Genomic DNA, 12,729 nt, shown 5'->3' with positions numbered 1-12,729 from the left:
ATTGCCAATGAGCTGATACTTGCTGATACTTAATGTATTTGCCCATTGGTAATATGTGTAGTTGTAAAACTGGTAATAAGTATAAATAAAGATCTAAATAAAAACAATTATCATTTAATTATTTGTCAGAGAATATAAGATTTGACTGAACGCGCTCTATGCAGATTTACTGCCTTGTTCAGTGTTATTATGCGCAGCTAGTTGAGCACAGTAGTAAACCACACTTTTATTTTATGTTTAATCAGCAACCTAACTTTATAAAAAATATAGCTAAATTAGACTTATTGTGCAGTCGAAAACCGTCTGAGAAATTGGTCGCTTTGCAAGCTGAGTTTGATGTTGCAGAGTGCAATTTGTTGGTTTGGCAACAGCAAATGGCTGAACATGGCCTTGATATTAGCAAAATGCGCCAAAAGCGTGCTGCTGAGTTTGTTGCTGGGCGTTATTTAGCTTGGCTTGCTTTACAGCAACTCACTGGTCACACTCAGGCAGTTTTACCAATTGGTGAAGATAGGGCGCCTATCTGGCCTAAAGGTGTGGTTGGCAGTATTTCACATTCTAATGGTCATGTGGTGGTTGTGGTTAAGCTTGCCGCTGAGCTGAGTTTGCTTGGTATAGATATAGAGCAAATATTATCAAACGACAAAGCACAGACTTTATACAAAGAGTTTATCAACCCAGATGAATTAACTGTGCTGAACAGCAGTGATGACTTTTCTGCCAACGACTTTGCCCTGTTAGTTAGTGTGGTTTTTTCGGCCAAAGAAGCGATTTATAAAGCTTATCACCCGTTAGTTCAGGAATTTTTCTCGTTTGACGCGGTTGAATTAACTTCAATAGACAAAGGGCGTCTGGAATTTAAATTAACTGAAATGTTTCCGCTATCTGGTCGAAAGGTTTTGGCTGACAAGCCAATTACAGTCAGTTGGATGCAACAACAAGATATGGTTTTTAGTTGGATAATGGAAGAGTAAACAATTATGAAGGTGTTCGGCTGAAAAAGTTATATTGTGGCCTGAGGTTGACGATTGCCAAATGATAACAAGGTTTCGAAATAGGGTTTTGAGCGAAAAGCGAACGGTCGGGTAAACTCGTTTTTGGACAAAAACAATTTAGAGCCGAGGGACGGCTCTGTGCCAGAAGCGAAAGTTGAACTCTAGGATATTTATCGTCGGCTAAAGCAGTTAGCCGACTTAATAAAAATACAGAGAAGGAAGTTTAACGCCGCCTATAAGCGGCTAAAATTAGTGAGGTACGAACTAAGGTAAATAACTGCGGCTACCCGATTAGCCCAGTATTTCATTACTAAACCCTACCTCTCGAAGTAATAGCCTTCCAAGCGAGGTAATTTTGTAGCCCTTGGTTTTTAGCTTCACCCCTCGACTCGACGTATCCATATCAATGTCTTTTTCTAGCAAACCGAGGGATGCAAGGTGCTCCTTATAGCTATTCTGTAGTGTAGATTTATCGAGTTCTGGCTGAGCAGACCCAAGGTGTGCCGCAACTGGATTGAGTATGTGAGCATGCTTCTCTCGAAACTCTGTATCACCGCTCATGACGGGGTTTAAATAAAATCTCAACCAAATAATTTCAATATCATTCAGTTCGCCTAGAATACGAAGTAAATGCTTAGACTCATAGTGCTCTATATCATCTGAAGAGATACTATTGGAAACAAGCGATGATATGTAACCTCGTCGTTCATCAGTTAGCGACCTCGCAGCTTGCCTTAAGCTTTCCTCAACCAAATCTGTAAAGTTCTCATCAGACATATTTTGTTTAACAACATCCCGCTCTATTTTCGACAATCTGCTTTCGAGAGCTTCTGCATATTTTACGATTCTATCTATTCGCTGATTTGGTATTACATTTCCCGCAATTTCTGCAAGTAACGACCCAGCAAAAGGGACCATACCAAGTGCAGACTTTGCAGCAGAAGCGACATAATCAGCACGAGAGTTCTGTAAAACGATTCCTTCTTTATTAGGGTTCTCAGCTTGATCCATATCATTTCTCTCCATCATAATTGCCTTGTATGCCTATATTACACTTAACTCTAGACGCATTTGTTGTTCTAACTCTTTTGATTTAGTAAGAATATGAGCGCCTTGTTCGTCTAACTCTAATTGTCTTAATTTTAGATTTTCTTGATCATTGGCCAGAATTAATAGCGGTAAATCACCTACAAATTTTTTAGCTTGTTCTATTGATTGTTCCACAAGCAATTCTAGTTCATTAAAAATTACTAATAGTGAATCACTTGCTGTTAGTTTGAGAGCTTTAGATTCGGCTTTAATTATTTGGTATTGCTCCATGCTTTGCCCCATAATAACCATGGTTTCAGTACTAAATTCGCCTATTGCAGAACGCCTCTGCGCCTCATCTTCCGCATTGATCATTTTTGCCATATAGGATTGAAATATAGGCTGCATTTTTTCAAATAGTTCAACCTGGTATTTGCGCCCAAATGAATCTAAGCGAATTACATATTGCTCGTATTGTGAGGTTTTCAATTCAAATATTTTTTTACGACGCTCAAGATCTAAATTCAAATCGTGCTGCACAGATTTTAATTTTTTTTCATGTTCTAATTGAATCGCCTTTAATGCTTTATCGTGAGTTTGTTTATTAAAATACGTGAAACCTAACCATAGGATATTTATTAAGCTGAATATCCAAGCAAAGTAATCTGGATTTTTTTGAATTAAATCGAAAATTAATTCCATTTTAACCTACAGGCATAACGAGACTGTAGAAAAACCTATTTTAACAGTTCAGGTTTAGTCACAATCTGCTTAATAATTAATTTGATATTTACTTTTACCTATTTCCAAATATTTATCAACTATTTGATAAATATCAGATATGGCCATTGTATGAATTGAACACCTATTTTCCACGTTATTTGACGCGATTTCGGATCTTATCCTAACTTTAATGCCTTAACAGACCATAATTCGCCAGTTTCTCTATATTGGCAAACACTTGCTCAACTGTCGACATTCTGTTGCTATATATCAGGTGTCCTGAAGTCGCTAATATTCTGAAAGCAAACTTGGTGTCTGCTTTTCGTCTGGGAGTAGATGTTCAACTGAAAGCTAACTAAGGTCGGCTTTTCGCTCAAAGCAGTCCTTTAGAGCAATTACGTTAACTCATTTTGGGGCAAAAGTGAGTTAGAGCCAAACGTCCGCTTGTGACACTAGCAGGCCAGTTGGCCTGCTCACATATTATTTCAACAACTCATTCAGCCTTGGGCCTAGTTCCAATAAAGCTTGTGCAGATAAAATATCATCGTGTGAATAAGCATATTTATACTGCTGCAAGTTTTGGATAAAGGGTTGCCAGTGCTGTTCTATCACATAGTCGGCCGGTACGGTTTTTTCGGCAACAAATAAGTGTGCTGTGCCTTGATAACTCAGTGACTGAGCTTTAGACAACAAACGCACTGCATCCGCGTAGTTTGCCACTATATCGCTAAACATTTGTTGTTGAATGGCTCTTGCTTCTTCATTGGCAAATGCTTGTTCTGTGGCTGCAAAAAACTGACGTTTTTCGCGTTCAACCTCTTGTTGTGCTTCAGCGTCGGTTGGCTTTTTCCATTTTTGTCCTTCTGGTGGATAGGTGTCAAATAACGCCAACAACGCCACTTCTTCTCCTTGTTGTTGCAACATAGCTGCAAGCGACTGCGCCACTGTGCCACCAAAGGAGTAACCACATAAATAATATGGCCCTTGCGGCTGCACCTGTTTCAACAAATCTAGATACTGAGTTAACGCATTTTGCATCTCGTCACTGCTGGCCATAGCACCCATAGGTCGCGGTGACTGCAAACCCACTATGCGCCATTGTTTGTCTAAATGTTGCGATAGCTGAGTGTATTGCCAAGCAAAACCAGAACCTGGGTTGATACAAATTAAGCTTTTTTGCCCTCGTGGGCGAATAGGCAATATTTGTCCAAAGCCCGCTTTGGTTGGATCGTTACGCAGGGCGTCATCCTGCAGTACAGCGGCGAGTTCGTTAATGGCAGGCGAAACCAATATTTGCCCGACTGACACTTGAAAGGTTAGTTTTTCTGACAACTTAGCCGCTAGTTGCATGGCTAATAACGAATGGCCACCCAAGCTGAAAAAGTCGTCGTCTGCGGTTAACTCTGTAGCGTTTATTTGCAGTACATCTGCGTAGCTTTCAGCTATGTCTGTTTCTATACCAGGTGAAGGTTTTCGGCCAGCACTGTTACCGGCAAGTTGAGGATCAGGTAGCGCTTTTCTGTCTAACTTGCCGTTGGCGCTCATAGGTAAACTGCTGACTGCAACTAAGGCAATTGGCAACATATGCGCCGGTAAAAACTCCGCTAAGCTAGTTAACATTTGTTCACTGTTTAAACTATTGGCTATTGTGTCAGTTGCGACATAATAACCGACAAGTTGGCGCGCATCGGCTGTACTATTATTGGCCGCTTTGTTTAACACCCTAGCATGTACAGCTGCTTGTTTTATGCCTGGTAGCTGGCAAATAGCTTGTTCAATTTCACCGTATTCAATGCGTTGACCACGTATTTTTAATTGATCGTCACAGCGGCCAAGATATTCAATCTGACCATCGGCTAAATATCTAACCATGTCGCCAGTTCTATACATAAGTTCAGCTGAGTTATTCGAATCGCTGACAAATGGATTAGCGACAAAACGATCAGCAGTTAACGCGGGTCTGTTTAAATAACCATTCGCCAATTGCACACCAGCTAAATAAAGCTCTCCAATACAATTTATCCCAACTGGGCGCAGCCAATGGTCCAATACGTGTAATTGGGTATTCCAAGTTGGTTTGCCAATAGGCACACTTTGCAAACTGCTTAAGTATGCATTGTGGCTTGCGTTCGCTTGAAAATAACTCACGTCGACTGCCGCTTCAGTCGGGCCATACAGGTTGTGCAAGGGAGCAGTTATTACTTGTTCGTATTGGTTAACTGTTTGCGACTTTAACGCTTCGCCACTACAAAATACTTGTTTGATACTCGGGCAATGCGCGTTGGTTGAATCTTGAGTTTCGCTAAATAAATGTTGGACAAATACATCCAACATTGATGGGACAAAATGCAGTGTAGTGATTTGGTAGTCATCAATTAATTGGCGCAGTTGTTGTGGATCCTTATGGGCAGCTGGTGGTGCCATTACTAAAGTTGAACCTTGCATTAGCGGCCAGAAAAACTCCCAAACCGATACATCAAAGCTAGCTGGAGTTTTTTGCAGTACATTATCACTCAACCCAATTGGATACATGTGTTGCATCCACAAAAGTCGATTGGCAATCGCCCCATGTGAAACCACAACACCTTTTGGTTTGCCGGTTGAACCTGAAGTGTAAATAACATAAGCAGGATCTGCCGAACTCACTTCAGCTTGCTCTATCTCTACTGCTGTATTTTCCGTGCCAAGCGTATCTAAATTTAATTGGCTAATATTTAAATGGCTAAACTGCTCACAGGTTTGATTATTGGTAATTAACAATGCTGCATTAGCATCTTCTAACATTAAGTTCAGTCGGTCTTGTGGATATTCACTGTCGAGTGGCAAATAGGCTGCACCAGAATAAATAACAGCTTGTAATGCCAAACTCAGCTCAACACTACGCGGCAAACACACCGCAATAATTTGCCCAGGTTTAACCGATATCTTGCTGGAGATTGCCTGTTGTAGTTGAGCTACTTTCTGCTGCATTTGCTGATAGCTTAGTTGCTGCTGAATATCAATTAACGCAGTTTGTGCCGCATGCTCGTGTGCGGCGGCAGATAATAAAGTGAGTAAATTATCAGCTTTAGTTGCGTAAGCCGTTTGGTTAACCGCATGAATTAGATGTTTTTCATCGGTTGCACGCAAATCTAGTTGAGCCAATTCGGTGGCTGTTTGTTTTGGTAAATTATTTAACAGTTGAACAAAACGCTCGGCGATAGCAGGGGCGTTGCTGACATTGTTTTGGTATTCAAACAAGATGCGAATTTGTTCGCCCGGCAAGACCAATATGGTTAGTGGGAAATGGGTGAAACCTTTGTTTTCAACATGCTTAATCTTTAAAGCATGGTTGTTTTGTTCGGCCTTTTTATCAAACGGATAGTTTTCAACTACAAATAAAGTGTCGAACTGACAGTTTTTATTCAGAGGTTGAATATCCGTTAAACCTACATAATCAAACTCAAGTAATTCAGCTTGTTCCAACTGCATTTGCTGCGCATTGGCCAATAAGCTTTGATTTGGGTTTAACTTAACTTTGACCGGTAAGGTACTACTGAACAAACCAACCTGATTGTTGATATCAAATTGGCTGGTATAACCTTGGCTGCGACCAGACACAGGGCGGGCAAATAACACTTGTTCACTACTGGTTAACTGGCTTAATAAAGTTGCCCATGCGGTTTGCAATAAGTTACCTAGGGTAACACCTGCCTGTGAGGCCAATTGGTTGAGTTGTACTGTGGTTTGCTCATCTATTTGAAAATCTAATTCATTGATTTGAGCAACTTCGTTATGGCCTGGGTACAACAAACAGGGTTGGCAATCGGCCAAATATGCTTGCCAGTGGTCAAGTGCCAGTGCTTTGTCACTGTGGTGAATGTGCCCCACTAATGCTTGGTAGCTGCTGGCAAAACATTCTGCCTGCACAGGCTGGGCTTGCAGTAAACTTTGGTAGTTTTGTTGCAGCGCTTTTAAACACACAGGCAAAGACCAACCATCAATCACTAAATGATGGGCGCTAACAATCAATACGCTCTGATCGCCATTTAAGATTAAATGCGCATTTAACATAGCTTGTTGTTGGGCTAAATATTTTGCCGGATCAAATTTAGCCGTCGCCATTTGATAAATCAGTTGTTGCTGGCGCGCTTGCGCTTGTTCAGTGGTTAATAAGACAAAATCAGATACCTGCATTGGCCAGTTGGCGCTGTGCTCGTCGGCTAAATTTGGAATAATTTGGCAAGCTTGGCCCTGTTGGTCTAGTGCAAAATAAGCGGCTAATTGCGGGTATTGCTGCAAGGTTAAATTAAGCGCTTGCTGCAATATGTCTGCATCTGGCGCTTGGTTAAAATAAAGCTGAGTTGAAAAAGTATAACCATGTACAGAGTTTAATTGTGACTGGAAATACAAACCTGTTTGTAGTGGTAAACAAGGCAGAACTGCAGCAATGGCATCAGCGGCTAACTTGTGTTTACCCGCTTGATATTGAATGTTCGCTTGGTTTTGCTCTTCGCTTAGTTGTGCACTTTGTTCTGTGCTTAGTTGTGCTGGGGTTGTTACTTGAGGGTCAGCTTCTGCTATTGCCAACATGCATTGCGCCATTTTATTCAGTTGGCGACTGGCAAAAATATCTTTAACTTTTAGTTGCCAGTTTTGTTGTTTTAAACCTTGGCTGAGTTGCATGGCACTAATGCTGTCGCCACCTAAATCAAAAAAGTCGTCTAACATACCAATGCGCTCGCGCGCCAACACGTTTTCTAAGCTTGTTAACAAAGCTTTTTCAGCGGCTGTTTCCGCAGCTATATATTGGTTCTGTTGTAATATTTCAGGTTTAGGCAGGGCTTGTTTATTCAGTTTGCCACTAACGGTTAGCGGAAATTCAGTTAACAAGGTTAGGCTAGCTGGCAACATATAGCTCGGCAAACTTTGTGCTAATTCAGCTTGTAAAGTTTTGACTAACTGGGCTTTGGCCTCCAGCGCTTGAGGCAGTGTTTGATGTAAAGTTGCATAGGCAGCCAATTGGTTTCCAGAAGGGCTGCTAATACAGGTTACCGCGGTTTCTTTAATTTGTTTAAGTGAAGATAATGCAGCTTCCACTTCGCCTAATTCGATGCGGTGACCACGTACTTTTACTTGATTGTCACAGCGGCCGATAAATTCAATTTCACCGTTAAGATTCCAATAAACTAAATCGCCGGTTGCATACATAACTTGGCCTGTTGCAAATGGATTAGCAACAAAACGGCTGCTGGTAACTTCAGGGCGGTTTAAATAGCCTAGTGTCATATTATCGCCTGCCAGATACAGTTCACCTGCGACACCTATTGCGGCCGTTTGTAACTGCTCATCTAATATATAACTTTGGGTATTGAGCATAGGGTAACCTATGCTTGGCACTGGCCTTTGTTGGCAAACCTTGGCATAAGTTGCATATACGGTAAATTCTGTTGGGCCATAAATATTGTAAGCGTTTAAGCCTATTGCAGGATCGGCCGCTAGCTTTTGTAGTTTGTGCCACAATTGCGGCAAAATGGCTTCGCCACAGATGTTCCATAATTTCGGAAAATATTCAGCTTGGGTAAATAAACCAGCGTCAATTAACTGAGTAGCAAGTGATGGTGCTAACGCCATGACATCAATTTGTTCAAGGCTCAAATACTCAATGAGCTGCTGCATATCTTGTTTGGTTTGATCTAACACTATGTCGAGTCTATGCCCAAGTAGCATTAATAAAACAGGATCCCATGAAGTATCAAAACTAAAAGAGCCGGTTAAAGTAACATTGAGGCGGCTTTTGTCAGTGCTTAGGCGACTGTTGGCGTCTGGATATATCTCATCATCCATAGCTGCTGCTAAGTTTAATAAACTAGCATGCGGCACCATAACGCCTTTTGGTTTACCAGTAGAGCCAGAGGTATAAAAAATATACGCACGTTGTTTATGTACAATGGCAGCGGCTGCTTGTTTAAAGTAGCCTGTTACTTGAGCAATTTGTGTCTGATCTGGCTCTGCTAAGTCACAGATAACATTATCTTCAATGAAAAAGTGTGAATAATCATTAGAAAGTGATTGGCTAAATTGCTGCTGACACAGAATAAATGTTGGTTGCGCATCATCACAAATAACTTGTAAGCGCTCGGCAGGGTAGTTTAGATCGAGTGGAACATAGGTTGCGCCCAAACTAAATATCGCCAATATACTCACTAAACTTCTTAAGCCGCGTGGCAATGCAACCGCAATAACACTGTGTTGATTAACCCCTTGTGTTTGTAATTGATTGGCGATTTGTTGTGCGGCTGTGGCTAATTGGGCATAACTGAGCTGCTGTAAATGCGGTGCGAAACAGCGCAGTGCAATACTGTCAGCTTGTTGCTCTAACTGTTTAACTAATAAGTCTAAACAGTTGTTTCCATATTTTTGTTGCAGTGCATGTACCGCGAACTGTTTACCTTGGCTATATTCAGCTATTTGGCCGCGCTCGGCGAGTGTTACAAAGTTGAGCTGTTGAATGTTTTGCTGTGCATCTTGGCAAATTTGTTTAAGCAATAATTGGATACGGTTTAAATGTAAATCGGCAGTTGCAGCTGGATATTTTTGGCTATTTAAACTGACTTCTAATGCAATATTTTGTCTGCTGGCATAAATAGAAAATTCACAATCGTCGATTGGGCCAGTGGCAATTTGCTCACTGCTGATTTGGCAATTGTCGAAGGCTAAGGCTGCATCAAATACTTTGCAATTCAGCATAGCGCCGTACAATTGTGCTTGGCTGCCAGGTAAGCCTAAATCGCGCTGAATTTGTTCTGCGTCGTATTTTTGATGGCGTTTAATTTGTCGCAGTTGGCCTATTAAGTCTTTGGTTAGTTGCACAAAAGAAGCTTGTGGATCTATTGCCAGTTTTAACGGCAATACATTGGCTGTGGTACCTAAACTATTAATCGCCACTGAGCCCAAGCGGCGCATTAAAGGGTAACCAACACAGATAGCGTTTTGTTTACTGACTTTGTGTAAATACACAAATATTGCAGCACTAACAACATCAGCCGCTGAACATTTAAGTTGTTTTGCTAAGCTGTGCAATTGCTCAACTTGCTCTGCTTCAAGTGGTAAATTTTGTCTATGTACTTGTTGGTAAGCTGACCCTTGTTGCGCGTTATTGTCGGTTATTTTGCCCGCATAAATTTGTGGTGCTTGGGGTAAGTCTTGGCAATAATCGGCCCAAAAGTTTTTATCTTGTTGGAATTTATCCGATTTTTTATACGTCTGTTCTTCGGCTATCACCTGAGAAAATGGGGTTAAATCCCAAGTTAACAGAGGTTTTTGTAAGGATAAAGCTTGGTAGTTTAGGCTAATTTGTCTGGTTAAACTGCTAAAACTATAACCGTCTAACATCAAGTGGTGGTAACGCGAATACCAATACACTTGTTGCTCAACTCTAATTAATAAATGTTTACAGCTTATGTTACCTGAGGCCACTGAGTGATCTTGTTCAATATCATGTTTAATCACTTTCTGGGCTTGTTGTGCTGATAAATCTAATATTTGTACCCATTGTTCAATTTCGCTCAGGCTTAATTGTTGAGGCGTTTGGCTAATGTCGCCATCTTGCTGGCTAAACGCATATTGCACTGTGTCTGCTTGCATTAAGGTTTGGCAAATCGCGCGTTTTAATACGGCTAAATTAATCTCGCCGCTTATCTTTACCAGTTGTGCAACTGCAAAACGGTTTTGCTGCTCGGCCAAGAGGTCGGCATACCAAATGCCACTTTGGCTGCCCGTTAGTGGTAACTGCTGTTTCATTAGGCTTGGTCCTGTTCAATAAAGTTAATACATTGACTGCGAGACCCAGGACCATAAATTGCCTGCCAACCTGCCGGTATATGTTTAAATTCAGGCCATAAGCTGATTTGTCCTAAATTATTTTTTAAAACCAAAAATGAATAGTCTGAATTGTCGAATGGATTTTGATATTGATCTTGCATGAAAAAATCTCTTAGTTGGACTGAGTTTGGCGCCAGTCGCTAGATTGGAAAAGTGTGTGTAAGCCAGCAAAAATTTGTTGATACCAACAAAACTTGTCGTGACCGCCGGGATAAATTGTTTGCATAAACTGAATGTGCTGTTTGGCTGCATGTGCAACAAAAGGCAAATGGTGCGCAGCTATGCTGTGCTCTTGGCTGCCGTATTGCAGCAACCAATGTAAATGTTGAAAACTAGGGTTAGGTGTTTGCCGTTGCAGTGCTAAAAATTGGCTTAATAAACCTTGTTGTTGATTATGAGTTTGGCGAAAGTTTTTAAGCGGCCACCATAACGAAGCTGATTGACTAACCACAAAACGAAAACGCTGCGGCCAGTTTAAACTGGCATATAAACTAGCAAGTCCAGCTAAACTTTGCCCAACTAAAACAATAGGCTGAGCTGAAAAATCGCTTAATAACTCTTGGCTGATAGCCTGCCAAAAACGCGGATTGCACGTCAGTTCTTGTGTGCGTGTTTGACCACTGATATTCGGGATAAATAAATAATCAGCTGCTGGTAAATAAGCTTGTTCTGTTGCAGCTTGTAAGTTGTCCGCTAGTGGAATTTGTTTAGTCCATACCTCTCCATCTAACAAAATAATTAAGGGTTTTATCTTGTTGTGCTGAGTTGTTTTAGCCGATGTAACTTGTGTTGACAATAAACTGATTTGGCGGCTATTGGCTAAAATGTCACTGTGCCACAGTCTATGTTTTAGCTTTGCTTTTTTATTTGTTGTTGGCTGTAAAAAACTGGCAAGTTGCTGGTTGTTTAACGAAATTATCGACTGCTTAACTGCATATTCACCGCAGGTAAACTGCTTGTTATTGAGCTTATCTACTTGCCGATAGGGCAATAAACTGAGCCAGCGTTGGCGGCTGTTGTTGTTATCCGTTAAGGTTAAGACATCAGCTATTTTTTTACACACTGGAATATAAAAATAACTGCCTTGCCAATTACGCGGCAGCTTTAATTTTATTGACTTAGTCCAAATGCCAGTACGCGCACCAAACTTATCAACAACAGGCTGTAACTGGCAGAGTTGCGCTGCGTGGTGATCTGTTACGCCGAGTATTTCTAATACGACTGTTGTTATTTCTTTCTCTTTACTTTTCTCTTCCTTTTGGCTGTTTTGTTGCCAATAAAAAGTTATTTCAAAGTCTTGGTGAATACCACTTTCAGTTACTTGTTTACCTGTGTTTAATTTTTTAATCACAGGAGAGTTAAGCTCTGCTGATAAATTATTTAGTGCGCTGTTTTGCATGTCCGTCAGTTTTAATTGTGTGTTGAATTTACCTTTTTAATATAAGTTAATAAAAATGCAATTGTAAATAGTTCTCATTTAGAATATTATTGCCGCCGATATAATTTAAAGCAAAAATAAGCTGAACTAGCAAACAGCCAGTTCAGTTCGTCTTTAGTGGATTCATCTGGAAGTGAGCTTGCGCCATTACGAAGTATTTGAATCTCTGAGGAAATATTTCAAGAGGAAGATAAATAAATGAAGAACACGTTCGTGTTATCTAGCGTTTGCGCTGCATTATTAACTAGCATGTCAGTAAAAGCTGAAGAAGAAAAAGTCGAAACTATTGTTGTAACAGCAACTGGTTTTGAGCAACTTATGAAAACTGCCCCCGCATCTATCAGCGTGGTATCAGCAGACGAAATTATCCAAGCGCCAATTCGTGACTTAGGCGATATTTTAAAAGGTTTGGCCGGTATTACAGTTGACAACTGGGCGGGTGGTCGTAACGGTATTAAGATGCGTGGTTTAGATGAAACTTACGTATTGTTTTTGGTAGACGGCAAACGTGTTTCATCAAGCAATGGTTTGTGGCGTGGTGGTAACTTCGATACCACTTCAATTCCACTAGAATCAATCAGTCATGTGGAAGTAGTACGTGGCCCTATGTCTGCACTTTATGGTTCAGATGCAGTAGGTGGTGTAATTAATATTATTACCCGCAACCCAACTGATGAATGG

The 12,729-nt window shown here is 40.8% G+C and carries 7 protein-coding genes; 2 read left to right on the top strand and 5 right to left on the bottom strand.

Annotated elements, in window-relative coordinates; genetic code table 11:
- The first annotated feature begins 158 nt into the window (after positions 1-158).
- The gene (locus WSC_RS24430; RefSeq protein ID WP_016957463.1) at positions 159-974 is read left to right on the top strand and encodes a 4'-phosphopantetheinyl transferase family protein; all 816 of its coding nucleotides are present in this window, start codon (positions 159-161) and stop codon (positions 972-974) included.
- A gap of 312 nt (positions 975-1,286) precedes the next feature.
- On the opposite strand, the gene WSC_RS0118595 is transcribed toward WSC_RS24430, so the two are convergent.
- The 5 genes from WSC_RS0118595 to fes form a co-directional block, all read right to left on the bottom strand.
- Positions 1,287-2,006, bottom strand: coding sequence for a hypothetical protein (locus WSC_RS0118595; protein ID WP_157447350.1), 720 nt, complete (start codon positions 2,004-2,006; stop codon positions 1,287-1,289).
- Between the two features lie 33 nt (positions 2,007-2,039).
- On the bottom strand, positions 2,040-2,726 hold the full coding sequence (locus tag WSC_RS0118590; protein WP_016957461.1) for a hypothetical protein: 687 nt from the start codon (positions 2,724-2,726) through the stop codon (positions 2,040-2,042).
- A 501-nt stretch (positions 2,727-3,227) separates the two neighbouring features.
- A complete protein-coding gene (locus WSC_RS0118585) occupies positions 3,228-10,529 on the bottom strand; it encodes a non-ribosomal peptide synthetase (protein WP_016957460.1) in 7,302 nt (2,433 codons plus the stop codon).
- Positions 10,529-10,711 carry an MbtH family protein gene (locus WSC_RS0118580; RefSeq protein WP_016957459.1) on the bottom strand — a complete coding sequence of 61 codons (183 nt, stop codon included), beginning with the start codon at positions 10,709-10,711 and terminating at the stop codon, positions 10,529-10,531. Before WSC_RS0118580 ends, WSC_RS0118585 begins: the two co-directional genes overlap by 1 nt.
- Before the next feature lie 11 nt (positions 10,712-10,722).
- A complete protein-coding gene (gene fes, locus WSC_RS0118575) occupies positions 10,723-12,009 on the bottom strand; it encodes an enterochelin esterase (protein WP_016957458.1) in 1,287 nt (428 codons plus the stop codon).
- A gap of 237 nt (positions 12,010-12,246) precedes the next feature.
- On the opposite strand from fes, the gene WSC_RS24935 reads away from it, so the two are divergent.
- The coding region (locus WSC_RS24935) for a TonB-dependent receptor plug domain-containing protein (RefSeq protein WP_169315490.1) at positions 12,247-12,729 on the top strand (483 nt) is incomplete at its 3' end.

This window comes from Catenovulum agarivorans YM01, from assembly GCF_000281085.1.
GTDB classification, from domain to species: domain Bacteria; phylum Pseudomonadota; class Gammaproteobacteria; order Enterobacterales; family Alteromonadaceae; genus Catenovulum; species Catenovulum agarivorans.
The sequence above is the reverse complement of the archived record's forward strand: the minus strand, read 5'-3'. Positions and strand labels throughout refer to the sequence as shown.